This window comes from Lysobacterales bacterium (assembly GCA_014946745.1).
Lineage (GTDB): Bacteria > Pseudomonadota > Gammaproteobacteria > Xanthomonadales > Xanthomonadaceae > Aquimonas.
Genome location: JADCRD010000001.1, coordinates 2,644,777 through 2,660,922, shown reverse-complemented (window position 1 = coordinate 2,660,922; position 16,146 = coordinate 2,644,777). Strand labels below are relative to the sequence as shown.

Genomic DNA, 16,146 nt, shown 5'->3' with positions numbered 1-16,146 from the left:
GGCGGGCAAGTGTGGCATACGGGCGCAGGCGCCGGTTCGCCCGACCTGCCTTGGCTATACTTGCAGGTCACCCAGCAAGTCGGCATTGCCCATGTTCGAGTCACTGAGCCAGCGTCTCTCCGCCACCGTCCAGCGCCTGCGCGGCCGCGGTCGACTGTCCGAAGAGAACATCCGCGAAGCCCTGCGCGATGTGCGTATGGCCCTGCTCGAAGCCGATGTCGCCCTGCCGGTGGTGCAGGCTTTGATTCAGCGCATCAAGGTGCGAGCAGTCGGTCAGGAGGTCGCCAAGAGCCTGACGCCCGGTCAGGCACTGATCAAGGTCGTCCGCGATGAGCTGACCCTGGTGATGGGCGCGCAGAGCGCTGAGTTGAACCTCAATGTCCCAGCTCCGGCGGTGATCCTGATGGCCGGCCTGCAGGGCGCTGGCAAGACCACCACCGTGGGCAAGCTCGCCAAGCATCTGAAAGAGCGCCGCAAGAAGAAGGTCATGGTGGTCAGCTGCGACATCTATCGTCCCGCGGCAATCCAGCAGCTGCAGACGCTGGCCGGGCAGGTCGACGCGATCTTCCATCCCAGCAGCCCTGACCAGAGCCCGCGGCAGATCGCGGTCGCCGCTATCGATGCCGCGCGCAAGCAGTATGTGGATGTGCTGCTGGTCGACACCGCCGGCCGTCTCGCCATCGACGAGGCGATGATGGCGGAGATCAAAGACCTGCACGCGGCGGTCAGCCCGGTTGAGACCCTGTTCGTCGTCGATGCCATGACCGGACAGGATGCGGCCAATACCGCCAAGGCCTTCAGCGAGGCCCTGCCGCTGACCGGCGTGGTGCTGACCAAGACCGACGGCGATGCGCGTGGCGGTGCCGCTCTCAGCGTGCGCTACATCACCGGCAAGCCGATCAAGTTCATCGGCGTCGGCGAGAAGCCCGACGGCCTCGATGTGTTCCACCCCGACCGCGTCGCCAGCCGCATCCTCGACATGGGCGACGTGCTGTCGCTGGTTGAGGAGGTCGAGCGCAAGGTCGACCAGGAGAAGGCAGCGAAGCTGGCCGAGAAGGTTGCGAAGGGCAAGAAGTTCGATCTGAACGACATGCGCGACCAGCTGGAGCAGATGCAGAACATGGGCGGCCTCTCGAGCCTGCTCGACAAGCTGCCGGGCATGGGCGCCATTCCCGAGCAGGTCAAGAGCAAGGTCAACGACCGCGAGATCGTGCGTATGGTCGCCATCATCAACTCGATGACTCCAAAGGAGCGCCGCTTCCCGGCCACCCTGAACGGCTCGCGGCGCGCCCGTATCGCGCGCGGCTCCGGCACCCAGCCTTCGGATGTCAACAAGCTGCTCAAGCAGTTCCAGCAGATGGAGAAAATGATGTCCAAGCTGGGCTCGGGCGGCTTGAAGGGCATGATGCGCGGCATGAAAGGCATGCTCGGCGGTCGCGGACCGGGTGGCATGCCTCTGCGTTGATGGGACAGGAATGGTGCACGGGAGCCGGCTCAGGCCTGCGGACGCACGCGGTGCTTTGACTTCCGACCGGTCGCGGTTATCATTGCGCGTTCACTTGGGCGTATCGCGCCCGACCACCACCCAAGAACTACAGAGCAATCGACCATGGTCAAGATCCGTCTGACCCGCGGTGGCGCCAAGAAGCGTCCCTTCTATCACGTTGTCGTGACCGACGAGCGCAACAAGCGCGACGGCCGCGCCATCGAGCGCGTGGGCTTCTACAACCCTGTCGCCGCTGGCAATGACCCGCGTCTGCAGCTGGATATCGCGCGCATCGACCATTGGGTCGGTCATGGCGCGCAGATGAGCGACAAGGTTCGCTCGCTGTACAAGGAAGTCAGCCGCGCGCCCGCGGCGGCTTGATTTCCTGCGGATGCGACGCGCATGACCGGGCCGGATGGGTTGCCCGCCGAGTCCGCTGAGCGTCGCATCCTGATGGGCCGTGTCGTCGGCGTATTCGGCGTTCGCGGCTGGCTCAAGATCGAGTCCTACAGCCAACCGCGCGACGGCATCTTCCGCTATCGGCCCTGGCTCGTGGGACGCGGCGGTACGCTGCGCGAGATCCTTCCTCGCGAACTGCGCGAGCAGGGTAAGACCGTGGTGGTACAGCTGCCCGGATGCGACACGGTCGAGCAGGCTGAGCTTCTGTTGGGCGAGGAGATCTGGGTGCGGCGCTCATCGCTGCCCCCGCCCGGCCCTGGCGAGTACTACTGGATCGACCTCGAAGGCCTGAGCGTGATCACCACCGAGGGCGTCGAACTGGGTCGGATCTCGCACATGATCGCCACCGGCGCCAACGACGTTATGGTGGTACGCGGTGACCGGGAGCGCTTGCTGCCGTTCACCCCAGGCCATGCGGTGGTGTCCGTCGACTTTGCAGCCGGTCGCGTGCTGGTGGACTGGGACCCCGAGTTCTAGCCCGCGCCCACGCATCGGCGCAGGATTCGAAGACGACAGAGGCGACATGCGCATTGACGTGCTGAGCCTGTTTCCCGAGTTCTTCGTGACTAGTGCCGAGGTCGGCGTTGTCGGGCGGGCTATTCGGCAGGGATTGCTGGAGCTGCACTGCCATAACCCTCGGGACTTCGCCGAGGACAAGCACCGGCGCGTGGACGACCGCACCTTTGGGGGCGGGCCCGGCATGGTGATGCAGGTGGCGCCGTTACGTTCGGCATTGGCTGCGATCCGTGCCCAGTCAGACACCCCTGCATTGACCCTGTACCTGAGTCCGCAGGGTGAGCGTCTGACCCAGCGGCGGGTGCGCGATCTGGCTGCTAGGCCGCGATTGCTGCTGATATGCGGTCGCTATGAGGGTGTCGATGAGCGTCTGATCCACCGCGAAGTCGACCTGGAGCTGTCGATTGGTGACTACGTGCTGTCTGGCGGCGAGTTGGCTGCTGCGGTGTTGATCGACGCGGTGGGTCGACTTCAGGAAGGTGCATTGAACCGCAGCGAAAGCGCCACCCAGGACAGCTTCGAGGATGGCCTGCTCGACTGTCCGCACTACAGCCGGCCGGAGCATGACGAGTACGGTTCAGTGCCTGCGGTGCTGATGTCTGGCGACCACGCGGCCATCGAACGCTGGCGCCGCAAGCAGTCTCTTGGCCGCACCTGGCTGAGGCGGCCCGACTTGCTGGCGAGGCTGCAACTGGGCGCGAAGGATTTCGCCCTGCTGGAAGAATTCCGCCGAGAGCTGGCGGAGAAAAAATAATTGCGCGGGCCTGACATGTGCCAGGATTTCGCGCTACAATTTTCGACTAACTTTGCCGGTGGGTAGTGTCATGAGCAAGATCAACAAGAACATCATTGCCGAGTTCGAGGCCGCCCAGGCTGCGCGCCAGCTGCCGGACTTTGGCCCAGGCGACACCGTGATCGTCAACGTCAAGGTCAAGGAAGGCAACCGTGAGCGCGTGCAGGCCTACGAAGGCGTTGTGATCGCAAAGCGCAATCGCGGTCTGAATTCCGCTTTCACGGTTCGCAAGATCTCCCACGGTACGGGCGTTGAGCGCGTCTTCCAGAGCCACAGCCCGCTGATCGATTCGGTGGAAGTAAAGCGCCGCGGCAAGGTTCGCTCGGCCAAGCTGTACTACCTGCGTGATCTGGAAGGCAAGGCCGCGCGCATCAAGGAAGACCTGGGCGCGCCGCGCTGAGGGTCTAGACCCGCGCATTGCGCGCGGTCTCCTTGACACAGGCCCGTCCTCGGTTGGGGATGGGCCTTTGTGTTTTGTGTCGCCTCTAGCAGCTTGTTGAAGAACTCCCTTCCGCGGAGTTTTTCAAGCCGGCTGCCCGGCGCAGGTCCGTACCGCCTCACGACACATCCATCGCTTACGCGCTTGCTTCGTCGTCCCCGCTATCCCTGGCTGGGCGAGCAGGCTGTTTTTCGACGGCCTGCCAGCGGCGTGCCCGACTGGCAGGCGCACGCTGATGCCAAGCCCAGCGTGCTCGAAGTTCCAGACTCTCGCGTCGGTCTGCCCGTCTTGTCGATCCCGAGCTGTTCGCCGCCTTGTCAGCGTCGAGCCGCTGCGAATTGCTGTTAGACTCAAGCGCTTGCACGCATGTCTTGAGGTAACCCCCGAATGATCAGGATGGCTTCTGTTGCGCTGGCCGGGCTCTGCTTTGCGGCTCCCAGCTTGGCGTCCGCCAATGTCTGCCACGGTGGCTCTACGGGGGTAGCACGCAGCCCACAGCTTGTCGCCTTGGCCGCTGGTGATGATCTGGCAGGGGTCTCTGCGCATCTTTTGGGCACCCACCCCAATGAGCACCTTTCGGTCAGCGCCGTACTGCTGCGACGTCAGCTGGGCGCATGCGGACCGAGCAGCGAGTTTGCTGGCTACGTGCCCAAGACCCAGCACGACAACACGCCCTGGCGTTTCAATGCGGATTCTGGGAAGGGCTTGAGCGCCGCCGAGTTCGACGCTTGGATGAAGAGCCGCGGCGTGCGCGTGGCCCGCGGCCGCACCGAGGCCGAGGCTGAAGAGCCACCTGTGGTGTCGCAGTAGGTTCCTGCTGATCCCGATAGTCCAAGGCCCGCGAATGCGGGCCTTGGTGTCATTGGCTTCAGGTAAAGCGTCAGGTGCAGCGTTGGCGAGCTTGCTGCGGGCTTCAGCTCCGGGGTGGCTGCGTCGAGTCGCGCACGACCAGGTGCGGGCTTACGGTGAACGCGGCCGGCGCTTCGCGGGCCTGCGGCCAGTCCTTGGCCAGCAGCAGCCCGGCCGCCTGACGCCCCAGATCACGCACGGGCAGATGAATGGTTGTCAGTGGCGGCCAAAGCTGGCTCGCCAGCGGGCTGTCGTCATAACCGACGACCGAAAGATCGCCTGGGATCGACAAGCCCATGCGCAGCGCGGCTTTGTACACGCCTGCTGCCATCTCATCGTTGCAAGCGAAGATGGCGGTCGGCCGGGGCGATTGGCGTAGCAGGGCCTCGGCACCGGCAACACCCGATTCAAACGTGTAGCCACCTTCGTAGATGTGCGTTTCGCCAAGCTTGATGCCGCGTCTCGCAAGCCCTTCGATGAAACCGCCGCCGCGCTCGATAGAGCTGCGGTAGCGTTTTGGACCGGTGATGAGTCCGACCTGGCGATGCCCGAGCGACTCCAGATACTCCGCCACCTCCGCACCCGCGCGGCGGTCGTGGGTCAGCACCATGCGCGTGGGCTCATCCAGCGGCACGGATGCGATGCGCGCGTAGCGGATTCCGAGTTCCTGCAGCGCATCGGCCAGTGCCTGGTCCTCGGACACGCGCGGGATCAGGATCACGCCGTACAGCTTTTGTCTCTGCACGAAGCGCTTGATGCCTTCGATGTAGTCCGCCTGCTTGCTGTCGCAGGGGTGTACGACCAACTCGAAGCCTGAATCGCGCAGAGCGTCGAGGGCACCGTACTGCATGTTGACGATGTACTGGGCGGTCGGGTTATCGAACACGAGTCCGATCAGGAAGGAGTGGCGAAACGCCAAGCCACGCGCCTGTGGATCGGGTGAGTACCCGAGCTCGGTCATCAAGGCCTGCACTTTCTCGCGCGTTTCCGGGTGCACCAACTCCGAGCCGTTGATGACCCGCGACACTGTCTTCTTGGACACGCCGGTCAGGCGGGCGATGTCGTTGATGGTGGTTTTCCCGCTGCCGAGTTTGGGCTGCGCGTTCGCTGACGCGTCACCTTCTTCTGTCCGCGCTGCGGCGGGTGACACGGAATCGGAGCTGCGACGTGCGCTCATGCCTGACCTGCGGTGGACATCGAGCTCCGATTCTATCCCCTTGTCTCTGTGCCGCGTTCACTTCAAGGCCGCGGGCAGCCACAGCGACAGGCCTGGGAACAGCGCGACCAGCAGCAATACCAGCGCGGCTGCACCGTAGAAGGGCCAGATCGTGCGCAAGGTTTGTGAGACCGGAATGCGGCCGATCGCCGCACCCACGAACAGTACCGACCCTACTGGCGGAGTGATCAGACCGATGCCGCCGGCCAGGATCATGACCACACCGAAGTGGATGGGGTCGATGCCGAAGGCCCGCGCGACCGGCAGGAAGATCGGCGTACAGATCAGGATCATCGGCGCCAGGTCCATGAAGGTGCCCAGCAACAGCAACGTAAGCACGATCACCAGCAGCACGGTGATCGGCTCGCTGGCGATAGCGCGCAGCGCTTCGACCGCTGCGGCGGGCACCTGCAAGTAGGCCAGCAGCCACCCGAATAGGCCGGCCGAGGCGATCACGAAGAGGATGCTGCCGGTGGTGCGCGCCGCATGCATGCAGGCATCCAGCAGGGCCGAACCGCGCAGCGAGCGGTAAGCGAACATCGTGATGAGAAGGGCGTAGACCACGGCGATCGCCGCGCTCTCGACCGCCGTGAACACGCCGGCACGGATGCCTACGAAAATCAGGACCACCAGCAGCAGACCAGGCAGCGCAGACACCAGCCGCACCAGCACCATGCGGAACCCCGGGAAAGCTTCGACGGCGTAGCCGCGGCGTCGCGCGATGAACCAGCCGGTCACCATCATCATGAAGGTCATGAGCAGGGCCGGCACGATGCCTGCGGCGAACAAATCAGCGATCGACAGCCCGCCACCAGCGGCGGCCGAAAACAGGATGAGGTTGTGCGAGGGCGGCACCAGCAGTGCCACCAGCGCTGCGCTGACGCTGACATTGACGGCAAAGTCGCGATCGAAACCGCGCTTGACCATCTGCGGAATCATGGCACCGCCCACCGCAGACACATCGGCGATGGCCGAGCCCGAGACGCCGCCGAAAAACAGATTCGACAGCACATTGACCTGACCAAGGCCGCCGCGGATATGGCCAACGAGGCTGCCGGCGAGGCCGATCAGGCGCTCCGAGATGCCGCCACGCAGCATCAGCTCGCCCGTGAAAATGAAGAGTGGGATTGCGATCAGGGAGATCGCGCCTGCGCCAGCAGACAGCTGCTGGGCGGCCAGAATCATCGGCAGGTCGAGATGAATCAGCACCACGACCGCAGCAGCGGCCAAGGCGTACGCGACCGGCACTCCGGCCATCAGCAGCAGTGCGAAAACGCCGAACAAGAGGGCGACGGCCATTACACGTTCTCCAGGGGCGCGCTCACCAGATGCGGAAGGGCGAAGAGACACATCAAGGCACCCCCCAGGGCCAGCGGAAAGTAGGCGCTGCTCTGCGGCAGGGGCGCTCCCGCCATGCGCACTTCAAGACCATCCAGACCCAGCTGCAGACCGTAGACGGCCAGCAGGAGGCCCACTGCGATCACGATGCATGCCGACAGGCGGACGAAGGCGCGCTGGCCTGATTTCGGCAGCAGCAGCACCAGCAGCGGAAAGGAGAAGTGACTGCGTGCATGCACGCCAGCGGCGGCCCCGAAGGCCAGCGTGCTGGTAAGGCAGACCAGGGTCACGGGTTCGGTCCAGCTTGGCGAGGCGTTGAGCGCGTAGCGCGCGAGAACCTGCCAGGCCTGCGTGACCACCATGCCGAACAGGCCGATCGCGGCGAACAAGGTGGACAGGCGCGCGAGCGGCGCGAGTGCGAGTTCGAGCTTGGAATGGACGACGCTGGTGTCACTCATGCTTGGGTCTCCGCTTCGATCTGCTCGACCAGGGGGGCGACTTCAGGATGTGCGCGATAGCGCGCAACGATCGGCGCTGCAGCCGCACGGAACGCTTCGATGTCGACAGTGTTGATCTCGACGCCGGCAGCAGCGATGGCCTCGCGCGCGCGCGTTTCGCCGGCATCCCAGCGCTCGCGCATCACCGCCACGGATCGACGCGCCAGTTCGCGCAGCAGGGCTTGGTCGTCGGCGCTCAGTTGATCGAAATTGCGCTTGGACATCAGCAGCACGTCGGGTGCGTACGAGTGTTGGGTTTCCGACCAGAAGCGCGCCAGTTCGAACTGCCGGCTGCTGTGGAAGCTGCGGACGTTGTTTTCAGCGCCATCGATCAGACGTGTTTCGAGGGCCGAGAACACTTCGCCGAAAGGCAGCGGAGTTGGATTGGCGCCGAGCTCGCGCATCAGATCGAGGAAAATGTCGGAGGGCGGGACACGCAGCTTCATCCCCACGAGATCGGCCGGTGTGCGCAGCGGACCCTGCGTGTTGTAAATGCTGCGCGCGCCACAGTCATAGATGGCAAGCCCCACCAGTCCGCGGGCCTCGAAGCACTCGAGAACGCGCGCTCCCACCTCACCGTCGATCAGTGCGCGCAGGTGCGCTTTGCTGCGGATCAGGTAGGGCAAGCCCAGCGCGATCGTTCGCGGCCAACCATTGTTCAAGGCGCCGGAGTAGACGCGGGTAATGTCGATGGCGCCGTGCCGGGCCATGTCGATCTGATCGTTCTCGCGACCGAGCTGGCCGGAGTAATAGATCCGCAGACTCAGACGGCCGGCGGTTTCGGCTTCGAGCTGCTGGCCGATCCAACGCACGGCTTCCACCGTGGGGTAGTCGCTCACGTGCACGTCGGTAGCGGTCAACAGGCGGGTGTCCGCCGCCAGCGCTGGCCGCAGCAAGGCGGCGCCGGCAGCGATGCCGAAGCCTGCGAGCAGGTGACGGCGTCCGAAGTCGGGTCTCATGTAAGGCTCCCAAGGGCGTGGGGCTGAGCGGGCAGGGCATGCGCGCTCAGCTCGGTGATGCCATCAAACACAACGCGCGCATGCTGACCGGCGAGGATGTCGTGGATGCCTGTCGCTGCGCCGGTCGAGATCACCATGCCCGCCTTGAGCGGGCGCTGGCGGCGCGCCGCGCGATTGAGTGCAAACGCCAAGGCCGCCAGCGGGCCACCGGGCAGATTGAGCGCGCCGCCGCGGCCCGCCAAGGTGCCTTCCACCCAGGTCGAGCAGGTCAGGGAGGCCCAGTCGCGATCGCGCCAGTCGGCGATGGCGGGCCCCAGGAACACGCCGGCGTTGTTGCCGAAGTCGGAGGCCACGACCGCCGGCCCCAGTACGTTGATGGTTGCGAGGGGGCTGCCGGCAAGCTCGATGCCCACGTGTAGCGCCCCAACCAAAGCCGTGGCCGTAGCGGTGCTGTAGTCGCTTCGGCCGGGTTCGGCATCGGCGCCCAGCACAAAGACGTACTCGGCCTCGACCGCAGCGAAGCCACCGCCGATGACCCGCAGCTCAGCCGAACGGTCGGCTGCAAGAGGCTGCAGCTGCCGCGCGAAGACGGGACCCATGAGTCGGTCTTCTCCCATGCGATCCAACCAGGCGTCCGGGATGCGCCCGACCTTCCAGCCGGCGAGCCTGTCGGGCCACAGGTCAATCGCTGCATCCTGTCGGGCATAGGCGGCGTCCAGGCTCTCTGGCAAGGCGCCGGGATAATCCTCAAGGGCACGGGCGGCCAGTCTCGCGCTGACGAAACGCGAAGCGATTTGCTGGCTGAGATCAGGGGGTTCGAAATACACGCGCTGTTCGTTCACTTAAAGACTCCGCGGGCGGCCCGCAGCGACGCTGGCAGGCGCGCGGCGGGGTGGGGATGCTGTATAAAGGAAACCGGTGTCATTTACAACGCGCGCTGCAACAGCGCCATGCTCATCGCGAAAGGGAGGGAAGCCATGAATATCCAGGTAGGCGGCCGTGTGGGCCGCATTGCTCGGCTGGCGCTGTGTGCGCTGGCGCTGCTGCTGGCGACAGGCAGCATGGCGGCCGAGCCGCTGCGCCCTGCGTTTCCGGGCGCGCAGGGCTGGGCCGCGCACACGCCGGGCGGACGCGGTGGCCAGATCCTCCGCGTCACCACGCTCGCCGCGGACGGGCCGGGCTCGCTGCTCGAAGCGCTGCGTACGCCGGGTCCCCGCGTCGTTGTGTTCGAGGTCGCCGGCGTGATCGATTTCGGTCTGCGAGAGATCCGCATTGACCAACCCAATCTGACCGTCGCCGGACAGACCGCGCCCTCGCCGGGCATCACGATTGTTCGCGGTGGACTCACCATCGCTACCCACGACGTGGTGATTCGCCACCTGCGCATCCGCCCGGGTGAGGGGCGCCTGCAGAAGCGCGCGGGTTTCGATATCGATGCGATCACCACGGTCGCTGGCGCCCGCGACGTCATCATCGATCACAACTCGATGACCTGGGCGACCGATGAGAACCTGTCCGCTTCGGGAACGCGCTTCGTCGGAGCCACGCCGGACGAGTGGCGGCAGAACGTCAGCCGCCGGATCACCTTCAGCAACAACCTCCTGGCCGAAGGGCTCGCCCATTCCACCCACGCCAAAGGCGAGCACAGCAAGGGCAGCCTGGTCCATGACAACGTCAACGACATTCTGATCGTCGGCAATCTCTACGCGCACAACTACGAGCGCAGTCCGCTGTTCAAGGGCGGAGCGCGCGGCCAGTACATAAACAACCTGATCTACGATCCCGGCCAGCGTGCGGTGCACTACAACCTCATCGCTGAAGAGTGGGTGGGCCGCGAGTACCAGCTCGGCCAGCTCGCGCTGCGCGGCAATGTGCTGCGCGGCGGGCCTTCGACTGAACCGCTGGCGTTCTTCATGTTTGGCGGCTCGGGCGATGTCGAGCTCTACATGGACGACACCATCGCGGTGGATCGCCTCGGCCAGCCGCTGCCGCTGATCGGCCGCTACACCACCGGTCGCGCACGAATCATCGAGCTGAAGCGTGCGCCGGACCTGCCCTTCGGCGTTCGGCTCCTGCCTGCGGTTGACGTGCAGGATGCAGTGATCGCAAACGCCGGCGCACGCCCCTGGGACCGCGACGATATTGATCGCCGCATCGTCGCGAACGTCATCGAAGGCCGCGGTGCCATCATCGACGGTGAGTCGGAGGTCGGCGGCTATCCGATCGTGCCCGAGGTGCGTGCCCCGTTCGTCGAGGCCGACTGGGACTTGGACACGATGGAGCCGAGGAAGCCACTGCCGCGGCGGCCCCCGCCGGGCTGATCCCGCCGTCGGGCGCGCTGCGCAGAGCAGCGCGCCTGTCGCTGGCGCTGCGGGCCGATTCACGGCGATGAGTTCGCCAAATGCGCGGCCAGCGGATGGGCTTGCTGGCGCAAAGCGTCGGCGATGCGCTTGGCAACAGCCGCCGCGCCAGCCGGCGAGAAATGGGTGTCGTCCTGCAGGCCCTGCGGATAGTTCGGATGCTCGCCGGGCTCAAGGTGCAGGAAGAACTGCCTTGAAGCGTCGGCCCCTGCTTCCATCAGCAGCACTGAACTCAGCGCTTCCGCGTCGACCAGCGGCACCTCCAGTTCCATCGCCAGCGCGCGTACCGCCTGCGGGTAGTCACCGTGGCTCGGCTGCAGTTCTCCCTTGGCGTTGAAGCGACGCCTCGCGACGGGCGTCAGCAGCAGCGGATGCAGGCCGGCCGCGCGCGCGTCCCCGACGAATCGCCGAAGGTTGTCGAGGTACTGCGGCAGCGGCGTGTAGCGGTCGGGCTTGTGCTCGGATGCGTCGTTGTGGCCGAACTGCAGGAACAGGTAGTCGCCAGCGGCGGCGCTGTCCAGCAGCGACTTCCAGCGACCCTCCTCGATGAAGGTGCGCGTGCTTCGGCCATTGCGCGCATGGTTGATCACCACGACCGAGCCGGGTTTGAACAGCGCGGCGAAAGGTTCACCCCAGCCCGTTTCCGGGCGCTTCTCGGGAAGCTTGTCCGACAGCGTGGAGTCGCCCGCCAGATGCAGGCGAGCGCGTCGTTCGCTGGCGAAGACCGGGCTGGCGGCGAGCGCGCACAGAACCAGCATCGATACGATCGGGATCCATCGCTTCATCCGCAGCCTCCAGCAAGAGTGGCCGACTTCCGGCCCGGTGCGACGACGGTTCAGCGGCGTGGGTGGGCGCGAGCCGGTTGTCGCCGAGTCTCCGGCGTGGCCGTGCGTCGATTGGACGCCCGCCGCCAGCAAAGAAAAGGCCGCCGCATCTGCGGCGGCCATGTGGCGGGTCCGGACGGGGAAGCCGGGCCATACGCGCGTCGGTAAAGCGTGGCACCGCCCTTGCGGGGCAGTGCCACCCTAGACCCTGGGGAGGGAGACGCGGCTCGCCAAATCGATGCCGGCCACGAGGTCCCGGCATCGAACTCGTGTGCGCCGGAGGGGAGACGTCCGCCGGCACACTCGCGTTTGCTTCAGGCTCAGAACTTCACGCGCACGCCCAGGATGTAGACGCGGCCGGTCTGGTGGTAGACGTTGACGCGATCGCCCACCGAGTCGACCCACTGATCGTTCCACTCGTTGGTGAGGTTCAAGCCTTCCAGGGTGAACTCCACTTGCTCGTTGAGCTTGTAGGAGGCCGACATGTCGACCGTGGTGGTGCCCTTGGTGCCTTCGACGTTGTTGCCGTCGCGCCCGGGCACCGTGGTCAGGTAGTCATCGCGGTTCGACACCGAGACGCGCGTGCCGAAACGCTCGTCTTCGTAGTAGAGGGTGGCGTTGTAGGCGTTCTTCGAGAGACCTGTGAGGTTTTCGCGCGCGGCCAGCGCACCCGTGGCCGTGAGGTAGTCGATGGTCGATTCGACGTAGGTGTGATTCAGCTGGATGCCGGTATTCGAGAGCAGTCCCGGCAGGCCGCTGAACGGCTTCTGGAAGGAGATCTCGTAGCCCTTAAGCGGGCCGCCCGGCGTGTTGACCGGGAAGGTGAACTCCCAGCTGTCCTGCGGCGAGGTGTTGGCGGGCCGCAGGCTGTCCGGGATTCCGAACGGATTCTCGCTGAACAGACCGGTCTGACGCGTGGTCTGCACGAAGCTGTCGATGTCCTTGTAGAACAGCGCCAGCGACAGCAGCGACTCTTCCGCGAAGTACCACTCAAGGCCCAGGTCGTAGGTCGTGGCGCGGAACGGATTCAGCAGCGGGTTCTGGCCGTTGATGCCGCGCGCCGAGCCGGACACGGTGATATTGACGCCTGGGCTCAGGTTGCCGAGGCCCGGCCGCGACATCACCTTGGCAGCGCCGAAGCGCAGCAGCAGCTCGTCGTTGAGCTCCCAGCTGAGGTTGAGCGAAGGCAGGGTGTCGCTGTAGGAGCGATCGACCGTGATCAGTGTCGGCTGGTTGGCGACCAGGCCGATGCCGGTTGAGCTCTGATCGGTCTTGACATGACGCACGCCGAAGCCGCCGGAGAAGTTGCGGCCGAACAGCTCGGTGTTGAAGTCGGCTTGCAGGTAAGTGCCCAGCGACTCTTCGCTGACGCTGCCGTTGTTTCCGCGCGCGGGGTCGGTCGAGAGGGCGAAGGTGCCACAGCGGCAGTAGATGTCGAACAGACTGGCGAAGGCGTCGACGTTCGGAATCAGCCAGGTGTTCGGCGTGTTGGCATTGAGACCGGCAAAGCTGATCGTGCGGGTGAGATCCGCAAGCGATGTGCCGGTCGGCAGCGCCGGCACCGCAGTCTCGGACGCACGACGCTGTTCGGTGGTGGCGAAGTCGTAATCCTTCCAGCTCATGCCGCCGCGGAAGGACCAAGTGTAGCTGGCGTCCCAGGTCAGATCGAAGCGCAGCGTCTCGAAATCGTTGTCGGCGGTCTGCGGACGCAGGCGGATTTCGGAGCCCTGACTGTTGGGCGCCGTATTCAGCCAGCTCCAGTTGGCCGGATTCGCGACGTCGAAGCCGTAACCGATGGACGGTAGACGATCGTTGCCGCGGTAGTCCCAGCTGTAGCCGTTGACGTTCGCGCGGTCGAGCGTGATCGTGGTTTGGATGGGATTGCGAAAGCGCGACGTCGAGGTGCCGTAGGCGGCGTCGATGCGGAAGCTGTCGGTGAAGGCGTGACCGAATTCCAGGTTGTACTGGTTGAAGCGCGTGGTCAGCTCGTCGTAGCGCGACTCGGCGCGCAGGTCGACGTTGTCGAAGACGCCGTAGACCAGGTTGCCGCGTTCGTCGACCACGCCCTCGCGCACCACCGTCTGCGGCTTGCCGTTGCCAGCGCGCGAGAAGCTCTGCGCCTGCAGGAAGTTCTCGCTGCGCGTTGCGTCGAACTTGGCGTGCAGCACATCGAGGTTAAGCAGGGTGTCCTCGCCGACCTGCCACTGCAAGGCGAGCGTTGCACCAAGGCGCTCCTGGCTGTGCTCGAGCACGCCGTAGCGCGGCAGGCGCGGGTGGAACACGTTGGCGCCGCGCGCTGCGGCAAAGGGCGAGTTGGCGGCGAAGTTGCCGTTCGCGGTGGCCTGGCTCCAGCGCACGGTGCTGTGGCCCTCTTCGATGAGGTCACGCTCGCTCTGCGCTACCGACAGCAAGGCGCCGAAGCGACCGTCGCCCCAGGTATTGCTGATGAGCGCCGCCGTGCGCGGGTCGACGTCGCCCGACAGATCGCCATAGCTGGCCTGTCCCGAGGCGACTGCGGTGAAGCCGTCGTAGTCGAAGGGGCGGGCCGTGCGTAGATCCACCGTGGCGCCCAGTGAGCCTTCGTCGACTTCGGCGGAGCTGGTCTTGCGCACGGTAATGCTGTTGAACAGGTCGGAGGCGAAGACGTTGAAGTCAAAGCCACGGCCGCGATTGGCGCCGCCCGAGGAATCGGTGCCACCGCCTGTCGCCAGCGCCTCCATTCCGTTGATGCGGATGCGCGTGAACTGCGGGCCCAGGCCGCGCACCGAGATGTTGCGGCCTTCGCCAGCATCGCGGGTGATGGCCACACCGGGGATGCGCTGCAGCGACTCCGCCAGGTTCAGGTCCGGGAACTTGCCGATGTCCTCGGCCACGATCACATCGACCTGACCGACCTCGGACCGCTTGAGATCGAGCGCCTTGTTCAAGCTGGCGCGATAGCTGACCACGATCTCGTCAAGCTCAGTGGCCTCCTCGTTTGCGGCAGTACTCTGGGTCTCCTGCGCGAGCAGCATTGCAGGCAGACTCATCAGGATCGCGGCTGACAGCTTGGCCACAGCCAGACTGCGGTTCCCCCGGACATTCTTGGTCACAAAACTCCCTCCCCTTGGCGAGCCGCGGCAGCCTTGGCCGCGACGCTGGATGTCTTTGACACCGGTAGCATCTGGCGTGAGAAGATGGCCGTGACACCGGTAGACAGCAGGCTAGCAAGCATCGCATTGCAGCAACAAGAGGCCAGATAAGGACGATGCCGCCGTCAACAGCGGTTGCAGCGCTCGCTCACCAGGCTCGAAAAATCATGGCGTTCAGGAGGGATGAGGATGGAAAGCGGATCGATGGTGCGGTGCAGCGCAATGCGCGGAGAGGTGCAATGAGCGGCCCGATCCTGTGCTTTGGTGAGCTGCTGCTGCGGCTTTCGGCACCTGCGCACGAACGTCTCCTGCAGACGCCGCGTCTGGAGGTCCATGTCGGGGGTGCCGAGGCTAACGTCGGCGTTGCGCTTGCTCAGTTCGGTCACCCGGTGGCCATGCTTGGCACCGTCGCTGCCAACGCGCTCGGCGAGACGGCCTTGGGCGAATTGCGTCGGCTTGGCGTACAGACCGATGGCGTGCGTCGCAGCGAGGGCCGGATGGGGCTGTACTTCTTCGAACAGGGTGCGCTGCGGCGCGCCAGCGAGGTGGTCTATGACCGCGAAGGCTCAGCATTCGCGTCTGCGCAGAGTGCCGACTACGACTGGCCGGCCCTGCTGGCGGGCGGAAGTCGGCTGCACCTGTCAGGGGTAACGCCCGCACTGGGGGCCGAGTGCGCGCGCACAGCCATTGCCGCGGCCGAGGCCGCCGTCCAGTTGGCAATGCCGGTCTCGTTCGATGGCAACTTCCGCGGCAAGCTGTGGCAGCGTTGGGGAGGCGACGCGGCAGCCCTGCTCAAGCCCTTGATGGCCAGTGCAGACGTGATCTTCGCCAACCACCGCGACATCGCACTGGTGCTGGGAGAAAACTTCGACGGCATGCATCCGCGTACGGCCTTCCGCGCCGCCGCCGAGGCCGCGTTCACGGCGTTTCCGCGGCTCCAGCAGTTTGCCGCGACCCTGCGACTGTCAGGAGGAGTCCAGCAGCAAGAGCTGGGCGCGCTGCTGGCCCTGCGCGACGGCAGTCTGCTGGAAGCAGCGCCCTATGTGCTCGACGGCATCGTCGATCGCATTGGCGGAGGCGATGCCTTCGCTGCAGGCTTGCTGCATGGTCTGCATTCCGGCCTCGATGCCCAGGCGACTCTGGATTTCGCGCTCGCCAGCGGCGCCTTCAAGCACACGGTGCCGGGCGACTTCTCGCGCTGCAGCCGGGCCGAGATCGAGGCCTGGCAGGTCGGTGAGGGCGCTGACGTGCGTCGCTGAAGGCGTCATGCGCCTGAGGC

General features: G+C 65.5%; 15 protein-coding genes. 8 read left to right on the top strand and 7 right to left on the bottom strand.

The annotated features are described in order from the left end of the window. Positions 1–91 precede the first annotated feature (91 nt). The 6 genes from ffh to H4O13_10540 all read left to right on the top strand — a co-directional run bounded on the left by ffh (position 92) and on the right by H4O13_10540 (position 4,503). Positions 92–1,465 (top strand): signal recognition particle protein, encoded by a 1,374-nt coding sequence (ffh, locus tag H4O13_10565; GenBank protein ID MBE5315835.1) that lies wholly within the window; start codon positions 92–94, stop codon positions 1,463–1,465. Positions 1,466–1,609: 144 nt separating this feature from the next. Next, positions 1,610–1,867 carry a 30S ribosomal protein S16 gene (gene rpsP / locus H4O13_10560; protein ID MBE5315834.1) on the top strand — a complete coding sequence of 86 codons (258 nt, stop codon included), beginning with the start codon at positions 1,610–1,612 and terminating at the stop codon, positions 1,865–1,867. A gap of 21 nt (positions 1,868–1,888) precedes the next feature. Then, a complete protein-coding gene (rimM, locus tag H4O13_10555; protein ID MBE5315833.1) occupies positions 1,889–2,422 on the top strand; it encodes a ribosome maturation factor RimM in 534 nt (177 codons plus the stop codon). Between the two features lie 46 nt (positions 2,423–2,468). Then, a complete protein-coding gene (gene trmD / locus H4O13_10550; GenBank protein MBE5315832.1) occupies positions 2,469–3,215 on the top strand; it encodes a tRNA (guanosine(37)-N1)-methyltransferase TrmD in 747 nt (248 codons plus the stop codon). Positions 3,216–3,285: 70 nt separating this feature from the next. Then, on the top strand, positions 3,286–3,654 hold the full coding sequence (gene rplS, locus H4O13_10545; GenBank protein MBE5315831.1) for a 50S ribosomal protein L19: 369 nt from the start codon (positions 3,286–3,288) through the stop codon (positions 3,652–3,654). A 435-nt stretch (positions 3,655–4,089) separates the two neighbouring features. Further along, entirely contained in the window at positions 4,090–4,503 is a 414-nt protein-coding gene (locus H4O13_10540) for a hypothetical protein (protein ID MBE5315830.1), read from the top strand. A gap of 103 nt (positions 4,504–4,606) precedes the next feature. Here the strand turns inward: H4O13_10540 and H4O13_10535 are convergent, their stop codons facing one another. The 5 genes from H4O13_10535 to H4O13_10515 all read right to left on the bottom strand — a co-directional run bounded on the left by H4O13_10535 (position 4,607) and on the right by H4O13_10515 (position 9,394). Next, the gene (locus H4O13_10535) at positions 4,607–5,719 is read right to left on the bottom strand and encodes a LacI family DNA-binding transcriptional regulator (protein ID MBE5315829.1); all 1,113 of its coding nucleotides are present in this window, start codon (positions 5,717–5,719) and stop codon (positions 4,607–4,609) included. Positions 5,720–5,776: 57 nt separating this feature from the next. Continuing rightward, entirely contained in the window at positions 5,777–7,057 is a 1,281-nt protein-coding gene (locus H4O13_10530) for a TRAP transporter large permease (protein ID MBE5315828.1), read from the bottom strand. Beyond that, on the bottom strand, positions 7,057–7,455 hold the full coding sequence (locus H4O13_10525) for a TRAP transporter small permease subunit (protein ID MBE5315827.1): 399 nt from the start codon (positions 7,453–7,455) through the stop codon (positions 7,057–7,059). The genes H4O13_10530 and H4O13_10525 overlap by 1 nt, the downstream gene beginning before the upstream one ends. Before the next feature lie 95 nt (positions 7,456–7,550). Then, a complete protein-coding gene (locus H4O13_10520) occupies positions 7,551–8,552 on the bottom strand; it encodes a TRAP transporter substrate-binding protein (protein ID MBE5315826.1) in 1,002 nt (333 codons plus the stop codon). Further along, the gene (locus H4O13_10515; GenBank protein MBE5315825.1) at positions 8,549–9,394 is read right to left on the bottom strand and encodes a 2-keto-4-pentenoate hydratase; all 846 of its coding nucleotides are present in this window, start codon (positions 9,392–9,394) and stop codon (positions 8,549–8,551) included. Before H4O13_10515 ends, H4O13_10520 begins: the two co-directional genes overlap by 4 nt. A 135-nt stretch (positions 9,395–9,529) precedes the next feature. Between H4O13_10515 and H4O13_10510 the strand changes: the two genes are divergently transcribed. Continuing rightward, positions 9,530–10,873, top strand: a complete 1,344-nt coding sequence (locus H4O13_10510) for a pectate lyase (protein ID MBE5315824.1) — start codon at positions 9,530–9,532, stop codon at positions 10,871–10,873. Positions 10,874–10,932: 59 nt separating this feature from the next. On the opposite strand, the gene H4O13_10505 is transcribed toward H4O13_10510, so the two are convergent. Next, positions 10,933–11,859 carry a rhamnogalacturonan acetylesterase gene (locus tag H4O13_10505; GenBank protein ID MBE5315823.1) on the bottom strand — a complete coding sequence of 309 codons (927 nt, stop codon included), beginning with the start codon at positions 11,857–11,859 and terminating at the stop codon, positions 10,933–10,935. A gap of 197 nt (positions 11,860–12,056) precedes the next feature. Continuing rightward, positions 12,057–14,765: a TonB-dependent receptor gene (locus H4O13_10500; GenBank protein MBE5315822.1), complete on the bottom strand. Its 2,709-nt coding sequence runs from the start codon at positions 14,763–14,765 to the stop codon at positions 12,057–12,059. Positions 14,766–15,106: 341 nt separating this feature from the next. Between H4O13_10500 and H4O13_10495 the strand changes: the two genes are divergently transcribed. Next, positions 15,107–16,126 (top strand): sugar kinase, encoded by a 1,020-nt coding sequence (locus H4O13_10495; protein MBE5315821.1) that lies wholly within the window; start codon positions 15,107–15,109, stop codon positions 16,124–16,126. Positions 16,127–16,146: the final 20 nt, after the last annotated feature.

Coding starts and splice junctions, on each gene's coding strand:
- ffh (MBE5315835.1), top strand. CDS start 92: ATGTTCGAGTCACTGAGCCAGCGTCTCTCCGCCACCGTCCAGCGCCTG.
- H4O13_10530 (MBE5315828.1), bottom strand. CDS start 7,057: ATGGCCGTCGCCCTCTTGTTCGGCGTTTTCGCACTGCTGCTGATGGCC.
- rpsP (MBE5315834.1), top strand. CDS start 1,610: ATGGTCAAGATCCGTCTGACCCGCGGTGGCGCCAAGAAGCGTCCCTTC.
- H4O13_10520 (MBE5315826.1), bottom strand. CDS start 8,552: ATGAGACCCGACTTCGGACGCCGTCACCTGCTCGCAGGCTTCGGCATC.
- rplS (MBE5315831.1), top strand. CDS start 3,286: ATGAGCAAGATCAACAAGAACATCATTGCCGAGTTCGAGGCCGCCCAG.
- H4O13_10535 (MBE5315829.1), bottom strand. CDS start 5,719: ATGAGCGCACGTCGCAGCTCCGATTCCGTGTCACCCGCCGCAGCGCGG.
- H4O13_10540 (MBE5315830.1), top strand. CDS start 4,090: ATGGCTTCTGTTGCGCTGGCCGGGCTCTGCTTTGCGGCTCCCAGCTTG.
- H4O13_10495 (MBE5315821.1), top strand. CDS start 15,107: ATGAGCGGCCCGATCCTGTGCTTTGGTGAGCTGCTGCTGCGGCTTTCG.
- rimM (MBE5315833.1), top strand. CDS start 1,889: ATGACCGGGCCGGATGGGTTGCCCGCCGAGTCCGCTGAGCGTCGCATC.
- trmD (MBE5315832.1), top strand. CDS start 2,469: ATGCGCATTGACGTGCTGAGCCTGTTTCCCGAGTTCTTCGTGACTAGT.
- H4O13_10500 (MBE5315822.1), bottom strand. CDS start 14,765: ATGAGTCTGCCTGCAATGCTGCTCGCGCAGGAGACCCAGAGTACTGCC.
- H4O13_10510 (MBE5315824.1), top strand. CDS start 9,530: ATGAATATCCAGGTAGGCGGCCGTGTGGGCCGCATTGCTCGGCTGGCG.
- H4O13_10505 (MBE5315823.1), bottom strand. CDS start 11,859: ATGGCCGCCGCAGATGCGGCGGCCTTTTCTTTGCTGGCGGCGGGCGTC.